This is a genomic window from Pseudomonas sp. WJP1, assembly GCF_028471945.1.
In the GTDB taxonomy this organism is placed as follows: domain Bacteria; phylum Pseudomonadota; class Gammaproteobacteria; order Pseudomonadales; family Pseudomonadaceae; genus Aquipseudomonas.
Map to the genome: position 1 here is coordinate 2,100,889 of NZ_CP110128.1, position 19,668 is coordinate 2,120,556.

Annotated in this window: 19 protein-coding genes; 6 read left to right on the forward strand and 13 right to left on the reverse strand. The window is 58.5% G+C overall.

The features are described 5' to 3' along the window. Nucleotide 1: 1 nt before the first annotated feature. The gene (gene betI / locus OH720_RS09545; RefSeq protein WP_180205166.1) at nucleotides 2–592 is read right to left on the reverse strand and encodes a transcriptional regulator BetI; all 591 of its coding nucleotides are present in this window, start codon (nucleotides 590–592) and stop codon (nucleotides 2–4) included. Nucleotides 593–687: 95 nt separating this feature from the next. On the opposite strand from betI, the gene choX reads away from it, so the two are divergent. Beyond that, the gene (choX, locus tag OH720_RS09550) at nucleotides 688–1,629 is read left to right on the forward strand and encodes a choline ABC transporter substrate-binding protein (RefSeq protein ID WP_272605386.1); all 942 of its coding nucleotides are present in this window, start codon (nucleotides 688–690) and stop codon (nucleotides 1,627–1,629) included. 94 nt (nucleotides 1,630–1,723) lie between these two features. Here the strand turns inward: choX and OH720_RS09555 are convergent, their stop codons facing one another. Further along, nucleotides 1,724–2,839 (reverse strand): alkene reductase, encoded by a 1,116-nt coding sequence (locus tag OH720_RS09555; RefSeq protein ID WP_272605387.1) that lies wholly within the window; start codon nucleotides 2,837–2,839, stop codon nucleotides 1,724–1,726. A gap of 37 nt (nucleotides 2,840–2,876) precedes the next feature. After that, a complete protein-coding gene (locus OH720_RS09560) occupies nucleotides 2,877–3,347 on the reverse strand; it encodes a nuclear transport factor 2 family protein (protein WP_272605388.1) in 471 nt (156 codons plus the stop codon). Nucleotides 3,348–3,493: 146 nt separating this feature from the next. Here OH720_RS09560 and OH720_RS09565 point away from each other — a divergent pair, with 146 nt between their 5' ends. Beyond that, nucleotides 3,494–4,420: a LysR family transcriptional regulator gene (locus OH720_RS09565; RefSeq protein WP_272605389.1), complete on the forward strand. Its 927-nt coding sequence runs from the start codon at nucleotides 3,494–3,496 to the stop codon at nucleotides 4,418–4,420. A 31-nt stretch (nucleotides 4,421–4,451) separates the two neighbouring features. Here the strand turns inward: OH720_RS09565 and OH720_RS09570 are convergent, their stop codons facing one another. The 5 genes from OH720_RS09570 to OH720_RS09590 all read right to left on the reverse strand — a co-directional run bounded on the left by OH720_RS09570 (nucleotide 4,452) and on the right by OH720_RS09590 (nucleotide 8,973). Continuing rightward, nucleotides 4,452–4,712 carry a hypothetical protein gene (locus OH720_RS09570; protein ID WP_272605390.1) on the reverse strand — a complete coding sequence of 87 codons (261 nt, stop codon included), beginning with the start codon at nucleotides 4,710–4,712 and terminating at the stop codon, nucleotides 4,452–4,454. A gap of 222 nt (nucleotides 4,713–4,934) precedes the next feature. Then, on the reverse strand, nucleotides 4,935–5,957 hold the full coding sequence (locus OH720_RS09575) for a transketolase family protein (protein ID WP_272605391.1): 1,023 nt from the start codon (nucleotides 5,955–5,957) through the stop codon (nucleotides 4,935–4,937). Then, nucleotides 5,954–6,802 carry a transketolase gene (locus tag OH720_RS09580; protein ID WP_272605392.1) on the reverse strand — a complete coding sequence of 283 codons (849 nt, stop codon included), beginning with the start codon at nucleotides 6,800–6,802 and terminating at the stop codon, nucleotides 5,954–5,956. The genes OH720_RS09575 and OH720_RS09580 overlap by 4 nt, the downstream gene beginning before the upstream one ends. Nucleotides 6,803–6,827: 25 nt before the next feature. Continuing rightward, nucleotides 6,828–8,126 (reverse strand): MFS transporter, encoded by a 1,299-nt coding sequence (locus tag OH720_RS09585; protein ID WP_180205126.1) that lies wholly within the window; start codon nucleotides 8,124–8,126, stop codon nucleotides 6,828–6,830. A 97-nt stretch (nucleotides 8,127–8,223) separates the two neighbouring features. After that, nucleotides 8,224–8,973, reverse strand: coding sequence for an SDR family NAD(P)-dependent oxidoreductase (locus OH720_RS09590; RefSeq protein WP_272605393.1), 750 nt, complete (start codon nucleotides 8,971–8,973; stop codon nucleotides 8,224–8,226). Between the two features lie 200 nt (nucleotides 8,974–9,173). On the opposite strand from OH720_RS09590, the gene OH720_RS09595 reads away from it, so the two are divergent. Next, nucleotides 9,174–10,088, forward strand: a complete 915-nt coding sequence (locus tag OH720_RS09595) for a LysR substrate-binding domain-containing protein (RefSeq protein WP_272605394.1) — start codon at nucleotides 9,174–9,176, stop codon at nucleotides 10,086–10,088. Nucleotides 10,089–10,095: 7 nt separating this feature from the next. On the opposite strand, the gene OH720_RS09600 is transcribed toward OH720_RS09595, so the two are convergent. Continuing rightward, entirely contained in the window at nucleotides 10,096–11,052 is a 957-nt protein-coding gene (locus tag OH720_RS09600) for a LysR family transcriptional regulator (protein ID WP_272605395.1), read from the reverse strand. A 145-nt stretch (nucleotides 11,053–11,197) separates the two neighbouring features. Here OH720_RS09600 and OH720_RS09605 point away from each other — a divergent pair, with 145 nt between their 5' ends. Next, nucleotides 11,198–13,216: an alkyl/aryl-sulfatase gene (locus tag OH720_RS09605; RefSeq protein ID WP_272605396.1), complete on the forward strand. Its 2,019-nt coding sequence runs from the start codon at nucleotides 11,198–11,200 to the stop codon at nucleotides 13,214–13,216. Nucleotides 13,217–13,317: 101 nt separating this feature from the next. Here OH720_RS09605 and OH720_RS09610 read toward each other — a convergent pair whose 3' ends face one another. Then, nucleotides 13,318–14,451: an aminotransferase class V-fold PLP-dependent enzyme gene (locus OH720_RS09610; RefSeq protein ID WP_272605397.1), complete on the reverse strand. Its 1,134-nt coding sequence runs from the start codon at nucleotides 14,449–14,451 to the stop codon at nucleotides 13,318–13,320. A 246-nt stretch (nucleotides 14,452–14,697) separates the two neighbouring features. On the opposite strand from OH720_RS09610, the gene OH720_RS09615 reads away from it, so the two are divergent. Together OH720_RS09615 and OH720_RS09620 are read left to right on the forward strand one after the other, a co-directional pair. Then, nucleotides 14,698–15,396 (forward strand): ion channel, encoded by a 699-nt coding sequence (locus OH720_RS09615; RefSeq protein WP_272605398.1) that lies wholly within the window; start codon nucleotides 14,698–14,700, stop codon nucleotides 15,394–15,396. Between the two features lie 240 nt (nucleotides 15,397–15,636). Beyond that, nucleotides 15,637–16,134, forward strand: coding sequence for a hypothetical protein (locus OH720_RS09620; RefSeq protein ID WP_272605399.1), 498 nt, complete (start codon nucleotides 15,637–15,639; stop codon nucleotides 16,132–16,134). On the opposite strand, the gene OH720_RS09625 is transcribed toward OH720_RS09620, so the two are convergent. From OH720_RS09625 to OH720_RS09635, 3 genes are all read right to left on the reverse strand, one after another. Next, nucleotides 16,135–17,364, reverse strand: coding sequence for a PDDEXK-like family protein (locus OH720_RS09625; protein ID WP_272605400.1), 1,230 nt, complete (start codon nucleotides 17,362–17,364; stop codon nucleotides 16,135–16,137). A 2-nt stretch (nucleotides 17,365–17,366) separates the two neighbouring features. Beyond that, entirely contained in the window at nucleotides 17,367–17,933 is a 567-nt protein-coding gene (locus OH720_RS09630) for a hypothetical protein (protein WP_272605401.1), read from the reverse strand. A 174-nt stretch (nucleotides 17,934–18,107) separates the two neighbouring features. Beyond that, on the reverse strand, nucleotides 18,108–19,256 hold the full coding sequence (locus OH720_RS09635) for a hypothetical protein (RefSeq protein ID WP_272605402.1): 1,149 nt from the start codon (nucleotides 19,254–19,256) through the stop codon (nucleotides 18,108–18,110). Between the last annotated feature and the right edge of the window lie 412 nt (nucleotides 19,257–19,668).

The following is a 19,668-nucleotide window of genomic DNA, read 5'->3' on the forward strand; positions in this document are numbered from 1 at the left end:
TTTACGCCTCCAGATCATAACCAAGTGCGTTGTTGAGGAACTCGTAAGCCAGGCGACGCGAATCATCGATCGTGTCCGGGTTGCAATCGACCGCAGCCCGCAACCATAAACCGTCGATGAAGATCGCGATCATCTGCGCCCTGGAATGGGCTGTGGCCTTGTCCATGCTTTTTGCCAAGGCATGGAACAGTAAGGAGTGGCTCCTGCGCGCCACGATGTTCTGTACCCGCTGCAATTTGGGGGACTGCGGTACCTGGGCCCAGAAGGCGAGCCAGGCCGCGACGTTGTCGCGCGTCAGGTTCAAGGCACTGACGTTGCCGTCCACGAACGCGAGAACACGTTCAGCGGGTGTCGTGGACAGTCGCAGGCGCGCAAAGATCTCGGCGTTGATGCGTTTGTTCAGCTCTCTCAAGGTGGCTTCGAGCAACGCATTCTTGTCCGAGAAATAGTGGTGGACGATGCCGTTGGCCAACCCCGCGCGGGCGCTCACCTGGGCCATGCTCGTCCCCGCCATGCCTTGCTCGCCAATGAGGGCGAGCGTTGCCTCGACGAGCTGCTTTCTTCTGATTTCCTGCATTCCGACCTTTGGCATGGGCTTCTCTTTTTTTTCATTGGACACTCAATGAAAAAAAAGTTATCACTTGGTTCTCCTAAAAACAAGAGCAAGAGATCGCAAGGGGATCCGGTATGAAAAGCAGTGCTATCGGTTGTGCCGTGCTGTTGATGACATTCCAGGGGATTGCCGGCGCCGCGGAGCCGGCGGCGTGTCGCGCGCCTCAATTCGCAGAAGTGGGATGGACCGACATCACGTTGACGACGTCCTTGACCACCGCCGTATTGGAAGGACTGGGCTACACCCCGAAAGTCATCACGCTATCGACGGGAATTGCCTACAAGGCGATGGAAGGCAAGAGCATCGACGTGTTCCTCGGAACATGGGACCCGGCGTTGATCGAGGCGGCCCAGCCTTACTACGACAACAAGTCGATCCAGACCGTGCGAGTGAACCTCACGGGCGCAAAATTCACCTTGGCGGTTCCGCGATACGTCTATGAGCAAGGGGTCAAAAGCTATGCAGACCTGGACACTTACAAGGCAAAATTTGGCGGGAAAATCTATGGCGTAGAACCGGGCGGAAACAAACCGATCCAGAACCTTATCGCGGATAACGCGTACAACCTGGGAAGCTGGAGCCTGGTTGAGTCCAGTGAGAAGGGCATGCTGACCCAGGTCGGCAGGCAGATCAGAAAGAACGACTGGATCGTGTTCCTGGGTTGGGCACCTCACCCCATGAACAAGAATATCGAACTGGAATATTTGTCCGGCGGCGACAAGTACTACGGAGCAAATTACGGCGCATCGTCGGTGCGCACCGACGTGCGTACGGGATACCTGGACGAATGCCCTAACGTTGGCCAGCTTCTGAAGAACCTGGAGTTTTCCATCGATGCCGAAAACACCATGATGGATTACGTGATCAATGGCGGCCTTGACCCACGCTCTGCGGTAAAAAAATGGCTGGGTGATCATCCCGAATGGCTGGATAGAACGTTGCTTGATGTTCAAACGGTTGAAGGTCAGCCTGGGCTCGCGGCGGTAAGGTCTTATATGGATACTGCGTCCAGATAGACGACACTTCTTCGGGCTTTCTCAGGCTTTATGGAACGAGGCATCCTTATCAGCGTAGCGCCTGGTCTCCCTGTGCCAGGCGCTTTCACGCTACTTAATTCGCCACCGTCTCGCCGTAGGCGGGGTAATCGGTATAGCCCTTGGTTGGGCTGCCGTTGACGCCATAAAAAGTACTCCGATCCCCTTCAGCGATCGGCCAGCCGTTTTGCATCCGTTGGACCAGGTCGGGGTTGGAAATGAAGGGGCGGCCAAACGCGATCAAATCCAGGTCGCCGGTTTCCAGCGCAGCCTCCGCCAGCTCCCGGTTGAAGCCTCCCGCAGCGATCAGCGTGCCTTGGTACGCTTGGCGAAACTGGTTGGCGAAGCCCTCGGGAATCGCTTCTGCGCCAATCGTCAGCTGATCACTCAAATGCACATACGCCAGGTCTCGGTCGTTGAGTGCTGAAGCCAGGCTCAGCCAGGTCTCGGCTTCTTCGGCGTAGGGGTGCATGTCGAAAAGGCGGCCAAACGGGGACAGTCGCACGCCTACCCGGGCACTGCCGATTTCTGTGGCCAAGGCATCGAGGGTTTCGAGCAGCAAGCGTTGGCGATTGGCGATGGAACCGCCGTAGTTGTCCTGGCGATTGTTCAATGCACCGTTGAGGAATTGTTCGAAGAGATAGCCGTTGGCGCCGTGCAATTCGATGCCGTCAAAACCTGCCTCTATCGCTCGGCGCGCGGCGTTCACGAAGTCAGCAGTGATGCGCTGGACTTCAGAGGTGCCCAATGCTCGCGGAACGCTTGCTTGCACGGGGCCTGGCTGGCCTTTTTCAACCCACGCATAGGCATTCGAGCGGGCGGCAACGGTAGCGACCGACGACACCGGCGCGGCGCCTTCCGGCTGCAGTGAGACATGGGACACGCGCCCCACATGCCACAGCTGCGCGAAGATTCGCCCGCCTTTGGCGTGTACGGCATCAGTGACCCGGCGCCAGCCTTGGGTCTGTTCATCGCTATAGAGACCGGGGTTGAACAGGTAGCCACAGCCCTCGCGGGAAATCGGTATGCCTTCACTGATGATCAACCCGGCAGAGGCTCGCTGGGCGTAGTAGAGCACCGTGTGTTCATCCGGAATGTCGTTCAGGGCGCGTGCCCGGGTCATGGGGGCCATGACCACGCGGTTGGCCAACCGGGTGCCGGCCAGATCAAAGGATTTGAATAATGGGTGCATCAGAAACTCTGCAAGTGAGGGAGAAGGGGGGGATGAATCAGGACGGCAGAACCAGCCCGTTGCCCGGATCGCCGCCGCCGACATCGGGTTCAGGCCACACCACATCCAGGCGGGTACGGCTGATCAGCCATTGACCGTCCACGCGTCGATACTCATCGGCGTACAGCCCAAGCAGCAGCAAAGGGTTCTGGCCCGGCGCCCGCTGGGTGGCGAAGTCAATCAGGTAGCAACGGCCTTCGGCCCGGTCTTCATCGAGGATCTCGATCCAGTGATTCGACACCGCGTGCAGGAAGGGATACGCCCCACGCTGTTGCTGATCGAATGCCGAGAATGCTTCAGACAAGCCCTGCGCGATGGCATCACGCCCGCGCCAGCCGGCGCGATCAACCTGGCAAATGGCGTCTTCGGTAAACAACTGCGCGAGCGCATCCATCCGGTTGGCGTCGAGGTGATGGCAGTAGCGCAGTCGCAGGTTCCTGATCGCTTCCAGCGTGAGCAATCGGTTCAAGTCGGTGTTCAGGGTGGCCTCCAGGGGAAGGTCGTTGAAAAGTGCGGCTACCTTAATCCAGTCTGCTGATTCCATTAATCCGTGAAAAATACGTTCAGTTGATCCTCTCGGGATAGAATCAATTTTTCATGTCAGTGGAGCCAGTGATGGATTCCCTTCAATTCGATGGCATCCCCGAGTTCATCCTGGCTGCGCAATGCGGGAGTTTCACGGCGGCTGCGTTGCAACTGGGCGTGACCAGTTCGGCGGTGGGCAAGAGCGTGACCCGGCTGGAAAAACGCCTCGGCACCAAGCTGCTGCATCGCACCACGCGCAAACTGAGCTTGACCAGCGAGGGGGAGATTTACCTCGCCAGTTGCTTGCGGGTGATGGACGAGCTGCGGGGGGTTGAAGGCAGTTTCCTCAACGGCGTTGCCGAACCGAAGGGACGTCTACGGATTGATCTGCCGGCGGCCTTTGGACGGCGGCATATCGCACCGATGCTGATTGCCCTGGCGCGGCAATACGTGCAGCTCGACCTGACCTTGACCTTCGGTGAGCGGACGGTCGACATGATCAACGATGGCATTGATCTGGCGGTACGAATCGGCGATCTCAAGGATGATCCGGAGCTGGTGGCGCGCCGGCTCGGTGAGCAGCATCTGGTGGTCTGTGCGGCGCCCGACTATTTGAGTCGATTCCCGCCGATCCGGCACCCGTCCGATTTGCTGGAGCGCGATTGCATCATTGCCTGGCGCAGGGGGCTGCGCATGACGTGGTTGCTGAGCAATGCCAAAGGCGAGGTGCAAGAGCAGGAAGTGCGAGTGCGCCATGAGTTCGGCGATGGTGACATGATGCTACGTGCGACCCTGGATGGCTGCGGACTTTGCCAGTTGCCCACCTGGCTGGTTTCCGAACACTTGCGCAGTGGCGCATTGGTTACGGTCCTGGACGACCACGCAGGCGCAACCATGCCCATACACGTCATCTGGCCGCGCACGCGTTATCTCCAGCCGAAGGTGAGAATGGTCGTCGATGCCTTGCTCGAGATGGCACAAGAGCAAGCCGTCCTGTTTGGTGCAAGCCGGGGTTGATGCCGGCTTAGTTGTTGCGTCAACCCTTTTCTTACCTTATTTGAGTTGGAATAATTGCATGCGGCACATCTGGGTCTTCATGTTCGCGCCTACAAAATCCGGATGCATTATTGACGATTAATACAGCAGCGTCGTCATCACCCCGGATCCATACGTTGACCTCTATGGGAGAAGCATAGTATTGGGCTCTAAGCATTTCTTTTGCTTCCTCCGGAGTGTTGGCTACGATTCTCCCTCCCTGTTTTTCTTCTGGAGTGTTTGTGTAAAAAACCTCATAACTGTACGTAGTCATTTAATTTTTTCCTTTGCGCATGAAGTTGTGTTGCGATGTTGCGCGGATCCGTTAAATACGACTACTGTGATATCTGACAGTTGTTTAGCGTTTGTTGATCTCTACAAGTTGTTATTTATGATTTCTCGCGATAACTGGGTTCTGCTATAGCGACAACAATGATCCGGCTTATCTTCGCATCGAACGGGCTGGCACCCGTTTCCAGGTGCCTCGCCCCTGCAGTTAAAGCCAGGCCTTGATTTGCGTGCAAACCGCCTGAGTTGAAACCCCGTAACGATCATGGAGTGTCGGCAGCGCTCCGGCATCGAGGAACGCGTCGGGCAGGGCGATCTGCCTGAAGGTGGGCGTGACGCCATTGCGCAGCAACACGCCGGCCACTGCTTCGCCCAGCCCACCGATGATCGAGCTGTTCTCTGCGGTGACCACCAGGCGCCCCGGTTTGCGGGCTTCGGCCAGAATGGTTTGCTCATCCAGCGGCTTGATCGTCGGCACGTGCAGCACGGCGACATCGACGCCGTCCGCTTGCAGCGCTTTGGCAGCCTCCAGTGCGCGCATGGTCATCAGGCCGGTGGAGATGATCAGCACATCGTTGCCGGTGCGCAGGGTCTTGGCTTTACCGATTTCGAATTGGTAGCCGTACTCGTCCAGCACCAGCGGCACATTGCCGCGCAACAGGCGCATGTAGACCGGTCCCTGGTGCGCCGCGATGGCGGGCACGGCCTGCTCGATTTCCAGTGCGTCGCACGGGTCGACGATCATCAGGTTGGGCATGGCGCGGAAGATCGCCAGGTCGTCCGTGGCCTGGTGGCTTGGGCCGTAGCCGGTGGTGAGGCCGGGCAAGCCGCAGACGATCTTGACGTTGAGGTTCTCCTCGGCGATGGCCATGCAGATGAAGTCGTAGGCGCGGCGGGAGGCGAACACGGCGTAGGTGGTGGCAAAGGGTACGAAGCCTTCACGGGCCATCCCCGCGGCCGCACTCATCAGCAGCTGTTCGGCCATGCCCATTTGATAAAAGCGATCGGGATGGGCCTTGGCGAAGATGTGCAGGTCGGTGTACTTGGACAGGTCGGCGGACAGGCCGACGATGTCCGGGCGCTGATCTGCCAATGCGGCCAACGCATGACCGAACGGCGCGGATTTGGTGGCTTGGCCCTCGGAGGCAATCGAGGCGATCATCGCCGAAGTGGTCAGGCGTTTTTTGGCCGGCGTAACCGTGGAAGTCGGAGTGTTGGCTGCGTTGCTCATTGGTTGTTTCCTTCTTCAAGGTTGCTCAGTGCCAGGTCCCATTCGTGTTCTTCGACGCGGATGAAGTGGGTCTTTTCGCGGGTCTCGAGGAAGGGCACGCCCTTGCCCATTCTGGTGTCGCAGATGATCACGCGAGGCTGCGCGCCAGGGTGGTTACGCGCGGCATCGAACGCGGTGACCAGTGCCTCGAGATCATTGCCATCGACGCGCTGGGTGAACCAGCCGAAGGCCTGCCAGCGATCGACGACGGGTTCGAACGAAAGGATCTCACTTGAATGACCATCGGCCTGCTGGTTGTTGACGTCGACGATGGCGATCAGGTTGTCCAGCTTCCAGTGCGACGCCGACATCACCGCTTCCCAGGTCGAGCCTTCATTCAGCTCGCCGTCCGACAACAGGTTGTAGACGAAGGAGGGTGAGCCTTTGCGCTTGAGGCCCAGGCAGGCACCGACGGCGATGCCCAGGCCCTGGCCGAGCGAACCGCCGGTGATCTCCATGCCCGGGGTGTAGGCGGCCATGCCCGACATCGGCAGGCGGCTGTCATCGGCGCCGTAGGTTTCCAGTTCGTCCAGCGGGATGATCTCGGCTTCGATCAGGGCCGCATACAGGGCAATGGCGTAGTGACCGATCGACAGGTAGAAGCGGTCGCGGGCTTCCCATTCCGGGTCTTCGGGCCGGTAGCTCAGGGCGTGGAAGTAGGACACGGCCAGCAGGTCGGCGGCGCCGAGGGCCTGGCCGACGTAGCCTTGGCCTTGAACCTGACCCATGCGCAAGGCATGGCGGCGAATGTTGTGGGCGCGTTGCGCCAGCGTCGTGGACGACGTGAATGCAGGATGAGCAGTCATGGTGAAACTCCAATGAATCAACGAATCAACGATTGACCGAGGCGGCGGGGATGCGCAGTACCAACGTGGCCCCGAACAGCAGGACGCCGGTGATCAGGTACATGCCGATGGCGCTGGAGCCGGTCTGTGTGGTGACCCAGCCGATCAGATAGGGCGAGCAGAAGCCGGCGAGGTTGGCGAAGCTGTTGACCGCCGCGATGCCAGCAGCGGCGGAGACCCCACCGAGCAGCGTGGTGGGCAGCATCCAGAACATCGACGTCGCGGAGAGAATTCCGGAAGCGGCCAGGCACAGACTGAGAATGGAGAGCAGTACATTCCCGCCCATCAGCGCCGCCAGGCTCAAGCCGATGGCACCCGCGATCATCGGCACAATGAGGTGCCAGCGACGCTCACGGTGTTTGTCGCCGCTGCGTCCGGCATACAGCATGGCCACGATTGCGCAGAGGTAGGGCAGGCTGGTCAGGAAACCGATGTGCAGCGGATCGGAAACCCCCGCGTTACGCACCAGGGTCGGCAGCCAGAAGGTGATGGCGTACTGGCCCATGACCACGCAGAAGTAGATCCCGGCCAGCAACCACAGGCGACGGTCGCGGATGAACTCACCCACCGAGGCATGGGTGACTTTCTGCTGGTCGTCCTCGGCCAGCTCGCGGCTGATCAGTGCCTTTTCGTCGTCATCCAGCCAACTGGCCTGATGCACGCCGTCCTTGAGATAGCTCAGCACCAGCAGCCCGATAAGCACCGTCGGCACCGCTTCCAGCACGAACATCCATTGCCAGCCGGCCCAGCCATGCATGCCGGCAAAGTGGTTCATGATCCAGCCCGAAAGCGGGCCGCCGACCATGCCCGACAGCGGGATGGCGATGAACCACAGCACGGTCATGCGCGCACGCCGGTAGGAGGGAAACCAGTAGGTCAGGTACAGCAGCAGACCCGGTGCCAGGCCGGCTTCGGCAACGCCGAGCAGGAAGCGCAGGGCGTAGAACTGCCAGGCGGTTTCGACGAAGGCGAACAGGGCGGAGACGATGCCCCAGGTGATCATGATGCGGGCGATCCAGACCCGCGCGCCGACCTTGTGCAGGATGATGTTGCTGGGCACTTCACAGAGGAAGTAGCCGATGAAGAACATGCCGGCGCCGAGTCCGTAGACGGTTTCGCTGAGCGCCAGGTCGTTCATCATTTGCAGCTTGGCAAAGCCGACGTTGACCCGATCCAGGTAGGCGCACAGGTAGCACAGCATCAGGAACGGCATCAGGCGCCACGCAGTCTTGCGGTAGGCGTTGGAGCGCACGGTCGAAACCGCTTCGAGCGACAGGGTAGTCATGATGGTCTGATCTCTTGTTTTTATTGACCGCCAGGCTTGTGGCCCGGCTGCGTCGTCGATCCAGAACCGCACGGGCCGCGAGGCCCGTCAGCTGTCATCAGTGAATCAGCATGCCGCCGTTCACATCCAGGGTGATGCCGGTCAGGTAAGAGGATAGGTCGCAGGCGAGGAACAGCGCCGCGTTGGCCACATCCTGCGCCTCACCCAGGCGTCCGAGGGGGATGCCATCGATGATCGCGTGGCGGCGTTCGTCCTGCATCAGGCCGCCGGTGATATCGGTATGGATCAGGCCGGGGGCAATGGAGTTCACGCGCACCTTGTCCGGGCCCAGCTCGCGCGCCATGGCTTTGGCCAGGCCCAGCACACCGGCTTTGGCGGCGCTGTAGTGCGGGCCACCGAAAATGCCGCCGCCCCGTTGAGCGGACACCGACGACATGCACACGATGCTGCCGGACGACTGCTGGCGCATGACCGGGATCACCGCCTGGGACATCAGCAACGTACCGCGCAGGCTGACGTCCAGCACCTTGTCGTAATCCGCAGGGCGGATGTCCAGGGTCTTGAGGGGTTGGGTGATGCCGGCGTTGTTGATGAGGATGTCGATGCGACCGAAGTGCTCGATGATTGTCGCGACCGCCTGCTGCACCTGGGATTCGTCCGCGACGTTGGCGGCCAGGCCCAGATGGCCTTCGCCCAGGGAGGCCGCGGCATCGCGTGCGGCGGATTCGTCCAGATCGAGAATCACCACGCTGGCGCCCTGTTGCGCGAAAGTGGTCGCGGTAGCGCGGCCGATGCCACGTGCGGAAGCTGCACCGGTGATGATCGCGACTTTGCCTTGAAGAAGCATGGAAGAGTACCTCGGATGATTGTTTTTATGAGTCGATCCACCAGGAACCGATGACTCAGCTTGTTCTCCAGGGTGACCTTGAGCAATAACGCGAACTTCACTGGGTGCTGAAAAAAATTCAGCACTCGCCAGCGAAGTATCGGGATGATTGAATGACGAAACGCCCGGTTTATGTAACTTGCAGCGGAATAACCACAATCATGCGCTCATCCGACGATGCACCTGTGATACTGCCACCCCTGAAAGCCATTCAGGCCTTCGAGCAGACAGCCCGTTTCGGCAATGTCGCTCGCGCCGCTGAATTGCTCGACCTGACACCCTCGGCGGTCAGTCACCAGCTGGCCAAGCTGGAGGCGTTGATCGGGCGCCAGTTGTTTTTCCGGACCGCCAGGGGCGTGACCCTGACGCCGGTCGGCGAGCAATACCTGACGGAGGTTTCCGGCATCCTGCACAGCCTCGCCGTGGCTACCGAACGCGCCACCAGCGACGTCAGCCTCGATTGCCTGCGGCTGCACTCATCGCCCAGTTTCGGCCTGCTGTGGCTGATGCCGCGCCTTGAACAGTTTCGCGAGAGCCACCCGGATATCCAGCTCAACCTTTCGTGTTCATACGAATCGCTGCACTTCAGCCGCGACAAGATCGACGTCGACATCCGCCATGGCATGCCCAATTGGCCGAGCTACGAAGTACGCACGATTCGCAATGAACGGATTGCGGTCATGGCTTCCCCGAAGTTGCTGGAAAAACACCCGATCCGCAGCGCTGCGGATTTGCTCGACAGCCAGTTGATCCTGTCGGAGGCGACGCTGATCAAGTGGCCACAGTTGTTCGCCCAGCACGGCGTCTCACGCCCGGAAAAACCCTACACCCTCAGCTTCGACCGTTCCTACATGACCCTGGAAGCCGCCAGTCACGGGCTTGGTTTTGCCCTCGAAAGTACCTTGCTGGCGCAGGACTATCTGGCACGTGGTGCATTGGTCGAGGTGGGACCTGCGTTGAGCGCGCCGATCACCGCGCACCACCTGGTGTTTCCCCGCGCTCACTCGAACTTTCCCCGCGTAAGGCGTTTTCTGGAGTGGATGCAAAAAGAGTTGGGGCATGACTTCAGCTACTGATTTTGCGCTACTTCATCATCAACTCGGCCAGCTCCCGTTCGCGCCGGGTGACTTCCTCTTCCACCGCCCGCACTTCGCGCATGTAGGCCTCCACGGCGGGGGGCAGCGAGCGCTCCTTGAGCGAGATGAAACCGTAATGGGTGTGCGACGCCTGATCGTGGATGGGCAGCGGGACGATTTCACCCGCCAGCAACTCCCGCTCGAAGGTCGTCAACGTGCCGACGGCCAATGCATTACTGTTCGCCGCGAATTGAACGATCTGCATGGGCACGTCAATTTCGATCGCCGGCACGAAGTCGCCGGTCACTGTGTCATAGGCGCCGGCGCAGCCTAAGGTCGCGCGCGACAGAAGGCCGGCCAGGCGGGACGGAATGCGCGACGCCACCCAGGGGTAATCGAGTGCTTGCGCCCGCTTCAGGGAGCGTTGCGCAAGCAACGGATGGCCGGGCCGGCAAAACAGGCGCCCCTGATGCTCACCCAACAGCTCGCAATTGAATTCCTTTTCGCCTTGCAAGGCGCTGATTTCAGCGATCCCCAGATCCACCACACCGCTGGCGACCTGCTGCGCAACCTCTCGCCAACCGGCGACATGGGCCGTCACCTTGAGGTTCGGATGGCGGGCATGCAACCGGGCAATGGCGCGGTAGCCGCTGATCACACTGGGGTACGGCCCCAGGGCCACCTTGAGTGTGCCGATGTCGCCAACCGCCAGCAGGGCGATGTCCCGCCGAAGGTCCTCTTCGGCCATCAACAAGCGCTGGCTTTTGCCCTGCAGCACCTGACCGAACGCCGTCAGGGTCACGCCCTCGGTGCGTCGATCGAACAGTGTAACGCCGAGCTCCTGCTCCAGCAGCTGGATACTTTTACTGAGCGCCGGTTGCGAAACGCCCAACGCTTTGGCGGCCTGACCGAAGTGTGCATGTTCAATCAGCGCCAAAAACTGGCGTAGGCGGCGCGGGGTCATGTCATAACCTTTGTGTTATCAATATGGCTCGAAACGGAATTTTTCGTAATCAAATGAATATGCTATTCCTTGCCGGGCGGGTCAAGACGAGTAAGCAAAAGCCCGCGCCATCAAAGGCATCGATACTCTGGCGAAGGAACATTTCATGAACAACAAGACCCTCAGTTGCGCGCTGGCCGTCGCACTGTCCACGGGCTTCAACCCCAGCATTTTTGCTGCTCAGACAACTGCCGTGCCGGCCGCGATTGAGCATTTCGATAACAAGGGCAAGTCGCCATCGACCTACACCATCGAATATCAGAAGGGCGTGCGCGAGACGCTGCCTTTTGCAGACAAGCGCGATTTTGAAGAGGCCAAAAAAGGCTTCATCGCAGCCCCGGCCTACAACAAGATCATGGCCGATGCGGGGAACGTCGCCTGGAACATGGGCAGCTACGATTTCCTGCTCGACGGCAAGGACTTCGACACGATCAATCCTTCGCTGCAGCGCCAGGCCGTGCTCAACATGGCCTATGGTCTGTACGAGGTGGTGCCGGACCGGATCTATCAGATCCGCGGCTTTGACCTGGCCAATATCACGTTCATCAAGGGCGACACCGGCTGGATCGTTTTCGACACCCTGACCTCAAAGGAAACCGCCAGGGCGGCGCTGGCATTCATCAACGAAAAACTGGGCAAGCGCCCGGTCGTGGCCGTGGTGATTTCCCACTCCCATGCCGACCACTTTGGCGGTGTGCGTGGCATCGTCGAGGAAGCGGACGTGCGCAGCGGCAAGGTCGAGCTGATCGCCCCCGTGGGTTTCATGGAGCATGCGGTCGCGGAAAACGTCTACGCCGGCAATGCCATGAACCGACGCGCGTTCTTTCAATACGGCCTGCTGTTGCCGCGCAGTCCCTACGGTCATGTCGACATGGCCATCGGCAAAAACGCCGCCGCCGGCAACATGGGCCTGATCGAACCTAATCGATACATCGAAAAGGATTTCGAAAGCCTGACCATCGACGGCGTACAAATGGACTTCCAGAACACCCCAGGCACCGAAGCACCGTCGGAAATGAACACCTGGTTCCCGCAATTCAAGGCGTTCTGGGCTGCCGAGAACATCACTGGCACCATCCACAACATCTACACCCTGCGCGGTGCCCTGGTACGTGATCCGCTGGTGTGGTCGAAGAACATCAACAACGCCCTGTACCTCTACGGCCAGCAGGCGGATGTGATGCTCGCCGCACACAACTGGCCACGCTGGGGCAATGAACGGATCCAGGAAGTGATGCGCGCGCAACGCGATGCCTATGCCAACTTGAACAACGCCGTCCTGCACGCGGCGAACCAGGGCGTCACCATCAACGAGATCCACAATGTCTACAAGTTGCCCGAGAGCCTGAAGAACAACTGGGCGACACACAGCTATCACGGCTCGGAAGAACACAACAGCCGCGCGGTGATCAACCGCTACCTGGGTTACTGGGATGCCAACCCGGCCACGCTGATGCCGCTGTCACCGAAAGACTCGGCACCGCTGTACGTCGAAATGATGGGCGGCGCAGCCAAGATCATGGCCAAGGGCAAAACCTTGTTCGACCAGGGCAAATACCGCGAAGCCTATGAGATTCTCAATAAACTGGTGTACGCCGAGCCGCAAAACACCCAGGCCAAGGACCTGCTGGCGGACGTCTATGAGCAGGTGGGCTATCAGAAGGAAAGTGCCGGCGTACGCAACAGCTTCCTCGCAGCCGCCTATGAATTGCGCCACGGCATGCCCAAGGGCCGGGCGCCAAAAACCGGACCGGACATGATCCGCGCCATGAGCACAGAGTTGTGGCTCGAATATCTCGGCATCTGCCTGGATGGCAGCAAGGTGGCGGACCTGCATTTCGTCCTGAACCTCAAGACCCCGGATAATGGTGAACAGTTCGTGGTGGAGCTGAGCAATTCAACGCTGACCAGCATCAAGGGCCAGCAGGCAAAAAACCCCGACCTGACCCTCACCCTCGATCGCTCGGCGCTTGAAGGCGTGATGGCGAAGACAGTCAGCCTCGATCAGCTCGTCGCGGACGGCAAGGCGACCTTTGAAGGCGATCGCAAACCGTTCGCCCAACTGATGGCTGCCATGACCCCGTTCACCCCGGACTTTGAACTGCTGCCGGGGACGAAGCAGTAACTCCGATTGCGCGGCTGATCCTGGCAATGGACAGATAGTCGGGCGCGTCTGTGGGTTGGACGCGCCCGTCGAAGATCAGTGCCATGGGCCGGCGTGAGGGCTTAGTTAACCATCACCTCGTCCAGTGCCTGCTCAAGGGTGCTGACCGTGCGCTCGATATTGTGCAGCTTTTCGAGTCCGAACAGACCGATGCGGAAGGTCTGGAAGTCGGCCGGTTCGTCGCATTGCAACGGCACTCCGGCGGCGATCTGCAGGCCGTGGGCGACAAATTTCTTGCCGCTCTTGATGTCGGCATCATCGGTGTAGCTCACCACGACGCCTGGGGCCTGAAAGCCGGCGGCGGCCACGCTCTTGATGCCTTTGCCGGTCAACATGGCGCGCACCCGATCGCCCAGCGCCTGTTGTTCGTTGCGGACCTTGTCGAAACCGTAGGCTTGCGTCTCTTTCATCACTTCGTTGAACCGCGCGAGGGAATCGCAGGGCATGGTCGCATGGTAGGCATGTCCACCCTGTTCGTAGGCCTGCATGATCTGCAGCCACTTTTTCAGGTCGCAGGCGAAGCTGCTGCTTTGCGTCTGATCGATGCGCTCGAGGGCCTGGGCACTGAACATCACCAGGGCGCAGCAAGGGGAGGCGCTCCAGCCTTTCTGCGGAGCGCTGATCAGCAGGTCGACGGCGCATTTGTGCATATCCACCCAAAGCGTGCCTGAGGCGATGCAGTCCAGCACGAACAGGCCACCCACCGCATGCACAGCATCGCCGACGGCCCGCAGGTACTCGTCGGGCAGGATAATCCCTGATGAGGTTTCCACGTGGGGGGCGAAGACAATCTGCGGCCTCGAAGTCTCAATGGCTGCCAGCACTTCGTCCAGTGGAGGAGGGGCGTAGGCCGCCTGGCGACCCGTGTCGACCGGTCGGGCTTTCAGCACCGTAGTGGCCGCCGGGATGTTGCCCATCTCGAGGATCTGGCTCCAGCGATAACTGAACCAGCCGTTGCGTATCACCAGGCATTGCTGGTTGGTCGCAAACTGTCGCGCCACCGCCTCCATGCCGAATGTGCCGCTGCCCGGCACCACCGCAACAGCCTGGGCGTTGTAGACCTGTTTCAGGGTGCTGGAAATGTTTTTCATCACGCCTTGAAACGACTGCGACATGTGGTTGAGCGAGCGGTCGGTGTAGACCACCGAGTACTCGACCAGCCCGTCGGGATCGATGCTGGGATACAACTTTGACATGGAGTGACTCCTTTGGCAGAGATGTTTGGCAGAGATGTTTGGCAGAGATGTCCGTGGTATCGACCGTGCCCTAAGCCTTGGCAAATGACAAGATTGCCCGGAGAAAACAACCCATAGCTATCAGGCTGAATCCTCTCACCTGCATTCGCGACTAGAATTTCACTGCCGGCTCTTCCAGGGCCGACTCAGATTTCAACGGTGCAGCGACAGGTCTCCGAGCGTTGTTCCGGTCTACGGGAAACATCTATGACAAATCCGCCAGATAAAGCCGAATCCGACGAGGATCTAGGTCAGATGGTCATAGGGCGAGGGCCCTGCACCCATCTATTGCTGCTCTTGCTGGGATTGATCCTCCTGTTTCCCTTTCTCGAGGAAGGTATAGCTGCTCGTACGTTGCTCGGCATTCTGTTTTCAATCGTGCTGCTCGTGGGCGCTTTCGCGACCAGGCAGACGCGGCGGGGGTTCATCCTCAAACTGGGCCTGGCGTTGCTCGGGGTTGGCCTTCAATGGTCGGCGTTGTGGGCTGGAAGTATCGCGATGCTTTTCTGTGCCGGGATCGTTTATGCGGCATCTCTTGCCGTCTCGTTCACCGGAGTGCTTCGCTATATTCTCAAACGCGGGCCAATTACCGCCGACAAGCTGCATGGCGCGCTTGCGGGCTACATCATGCTGGCCTTCGTCTGGTCCTTCGTCTATGCCCTGGTCGAGATCTCCAGCGCTGGCTCATTCGGCCCTGCCCACCTCGACTTCGGACAGCCCGGCACTTTTTTCAAACTGATCTATTTCAGCCTCACGACGCTCACGACCACAGGTTTCGGTGATGTTCTCCCGTTGACCAACCACGCCCGCTCACTGGTGATGGTTGAAGAGTTTTCAGGGGTTTTTTACGTTGGCGTGGTGATCGCGCGGCTTGCCGGTCTTTATCCGTCGAATCAGACTCAGTGACTCTCGATTTGCTTAGGTCAGCTTTGGGCATTAGTGATTGAGTCGTCCTTGACTTAGTGGGCACCTTCGACCGACTGCTAGTGGCCGATTTCGGTCGACTGTGACAGGCAGAAACTACTCAAAGCAGCCCTTCGTGAAGAGCTGATATCGGCCAGATGCGGACGTATCTGGGGGGAGAAGTCTGCCCCCAAAAGAATTATGCCAATGCTGGCCTAAACGGATAGCGAACGGAGGGGAAAAGTGGACTTTAAAGAAGCATTCACCTTGGTAAATGATCTTGCCCAGGCCATGCCTGCGATATTCGACAGGGTCACAATAGAACTCGCCTTTGGTGACGCCAGCCCCGCCATCGGCGACTGGTCGGACCCAACCAACTCGGGAATGCTGGTCACCGGCGATGGTGTTGGGTGCAAGAGCGGCGTGTATTTTTTTGGTACCCCTGAAGGGCAAATCCTCTATATCGGCAAGGCAACCCGGAACAACCTGCACCATCGGGTCTGGGACCATGTTAAGACGCCCAGCATCCGAGAAGACGGTTGGCGAACATTTCCCAACCATCGGTTCACAGGATTTGCGAACGACAAAAATCCAGTGCCTCACGTTCAAGACGGTGAAGCACGGATTGCAGTCATTACGGTCTCTGATCCGGTGGTGGTATCCCTCATTGAGGTCTATCTACAGACGGCCCACATGAAACGGCACGGTACATTGCCAGCTTTCAACCGACAAATTGGCTAGTCAACTGACTGGCATTGCTTGTGGTTGCGTCGTACTGACACTTGCACACTGCAACTCAGGCTGGTCAGACAGCTCAGATTTGATCAGCTCGACAGTGCGCAGCACTTCCGTGACCAATGCCCCGGGATCAGACAAACAGTCCATTTTGCTGGCAACGTTGTCCTGGTAAAGGCATGAGTACCATTTGAACGCATTCCAATTCCGCCACATCAGGTACAAAGGCAATTGAGGCGTTTGCGCCAACAATCCTCCATCGCTCGCCAGTTTCCCGCTACTTACCGGCACCACGCCATAATGCAGCGCATCAGTAGCAACCTCGATTCGTAGCAGCATTCCCTCGACACCAATGTCGAAAAACTGCCCCACGTGCTTCAACCTCAATGCCTTGGGCAAGAACCATTTGCGGCAATTCGCCTCGCTACTTTCATGCCCGGTAAAGTCAATCGGCGATGACACGGGCGTACAACGTTCTGACAATGCGTTTCGCACAGCATCAAAGAAGCCGAACAATACTGTCCCCTTCGCATGGGGCAGTGCCTGGGAGATGGCCTCGGCAGCCTGCAAATTGTCGTCGGCAATGAGAAGCTCGATCAGTGCATTTCGTGTGGTATGGGTCATGGCTCGCCCGGTGATTTTCTGGACCAGATTCTTGTACTGGATCAATGCATGCTGAAGTGCCGGCGTCGCGCTTGAGGTGCTGACGCACCGCTCAAGCCAGTCGAGGATGTGCTCCTGGTACGACAGTCGACGGTAGCTCACGCCGCAATGACTGCTTGCGTGCGCCTCCGTGCCTTTCTTTGTCAGGTACCACAACTGCCACTGCTTGCCTGAGGCCTTGCCAATATCGTCATAACGCTTGAGTTGTTGGTTGCCGTCGAGGGCGTCGATCTTGTTTTCGATCAGGATGAGGTGATCCCTCAGGTGAATCACCACATCCACACGACCGTAGCCCGCGAAAATCTGCTCCTTTTGCACCCTGGCGTCGCTGAGGCTGCATTCGTGTTCGAAACCCATTGTCGACAGGAACAGTTCAAGGAAGTACACACCTTGACCGTGACGGCCCTCGGGGCTTAAAAGTTCTGCGATCATCGCCGAGTGAGTGTTGACCTCGGCCCGCTCGATTCGGGTGATGGAGAAGAGGTTGAACAGCTCACCGCTTGCTGCGAGTTTGGCGTTCGTCTCCCTCACCAGGCTGCCGGCCTGATTCAACAACAGTTGTACTTTCTCCATGCTCACTGTTTCCCCAGAATCGGATTCAGTATTTTTCGTAGTTCAGACTCGATTAACCCAACCCCGAAGTAAGTTGTCGGCGGCGCCTCGAAACTCTGATAACTATATGTAATTTCCACATCACGAATTAAGTGCGGTCTTGCCCGAAGCTTAAGTGCATACGTTCCGGACTCCAGGAGCGATTCGACGTGATTTTTGATTCGATCAGCTATCGACTCCCGCTTCCCTAAATAAAATGGGATCGGTTTGCCTGCTGCCAATGCCGCTAAGTGATGCTTCACCCGACTCGGGTAATAACGAGGGATTTTTCCGTCATGCGCTTTGGCCCGTATTGCTCCCCATCGCTCACCAAATTCGCCAAGCTCCGCTGCTGTGGAAAACTTAAATTTCGCTTCGAAGTAATAAATCCCAGGCTTTTGAGGCAGGACAGGAAGCTCATCATCCTCACCGAGATCAAGCGTTTTTTGGGTTTCTCGCAAGTGTTGGGCAAGTGCAGTAATTTCCGCATGTTCAGTCAGTTTTGAATGAGCACTTACCAGTTGCTTCAAAGCCGCTTCAAGTCTTTCCAAAGGTCACTCCCAAGTTCTGAGCACAAAGAGGCACCCAAGAGTGCGTGTTCATGGTGGTGTCCTCCATGTTGCTGGAGGGTAAGGGTGGATCAGTCTCAGTGCGCCGTTGCCGCTGTTCGCTCCGTAGCTACCGGTCACAGGTCCTGCATATTCCATTGCAAATCAAAGCTTACGTCAGCGCATGACAAGTGCACGCAAGGTATGGAACAGGTGCTCGAGAATTTTTCCAGCGGATACATCTGTGTCAGGCTTCGAGGAGGTGGTCGTGAACGGCCTGTACCCCGGGTAAAACGTATCCTGCAAGCTCAGCGCTTGCACTTGCTGTAATCGCGTGGGCATGCAGGGTGCGGTGCTGGAAAGTACCAGGCAAAGGATCGCCGCCTCTCGCAATGCCCCCCTCGGCCGACCGTCATTCGATCTGGCCAATGCCTCAAACAACTTATGCAGGAAGCAAGACAGGTGAAACAGTTCGTCTTCGTCCAACTCAAGCACGTGGCACCAGGAGACGTTGACGTGACAATTGAAGCGGTGCTGTTTGTCGATTTCGGGTAGAGCCCGTCCCAGAAAAAGACACTCGCTGGCTGCCACCAGCACATCCGGCTGTACGTCCTCGACGACAAAGGCAAAGCCCTCCAGTAGATGTGCTTCATCAGGATCTGCCGGGTTGTGATGCAACATCACCGATGGCAAAACAGGCTCTTTGGATGACGCGTCACACAACTCGGCCTCAATAAAAAAGCCGAGTGCGGCCAAGTCGTTCAGTGCCCGCAGAATGATCTCGACCAGTTGCTGACGGTAATCCCGGTTGAGTTGGCCTTGATGGTCGAAGATGTGACCGTCAACTTCCTTGATCTCCCACAGGATGTTATGCAGATAACCGGTTGTTTCGTGATACCAGCATTTCAACCTCCGCGCGTCCTCGCCAACCGGCTCCATCAATGCCACAGGAGCTTTGGTTTGCCTCAGTTCATGCAATTCGCCTTGCAACCGTATGACTTCCTGCTCGGACGCCTTGAGCCTAGCTTGCAACTGCCGGTCGCGAGACTTGAGGCTGGCGGCGAGGTCCTGCCCCACAGCGAGCTTGCCCAGTCGGATTTGCCCCGGAACTGGATTATCAAAACGCGCAACCGGAAGCCGCTCGCCCGGCCCCAGCAACTGGTCACACCAGTTAGCGAAGGTCAGGTCCTTCGACGCGTTCGCAGACAAGCGGCCCTTCAGGGCACGGTCAAGCACCACCTCTTCCACGTCGGTAAAGTCTGCCAATACACCATATTTGCTCAGAACACTCAGTTGAGCTGCCTTTGCCTTGCTCTCTAAACCCACAGTCGCTCTCCCTGGCTCAACACTGTCTACCGACAAATCGTCGAGAGCATGCCACCAGGCTTGGCAAACTGCCAGCATCGCGTGAGCTGGGTGTATTGGCCGATTTACTCTGCCATCTGTACTGGGAAATATGAATAGGGTTGAGTTTGCTGCTGAACGACAAACCTCTTATCACTCGCCACTGGATAAGTCGGACGCGACGTACTGACTTGCTCATCGCGACCAACCCCTGGATTCCAGATTCCAATTGCCTTGCGAGTCTTCTGGCAGTTAGCGCCCGGACCCACGACTAAATACTCGCCTTCACCGACACTATGAAATTACGCGGATTCCCATAGTGTTTGCCAAACGTCTCAATGCCGAAGGTCGAGTAATAGCGCTTAGCCGTCTGTATCACGGGGGTGCCGGCGCC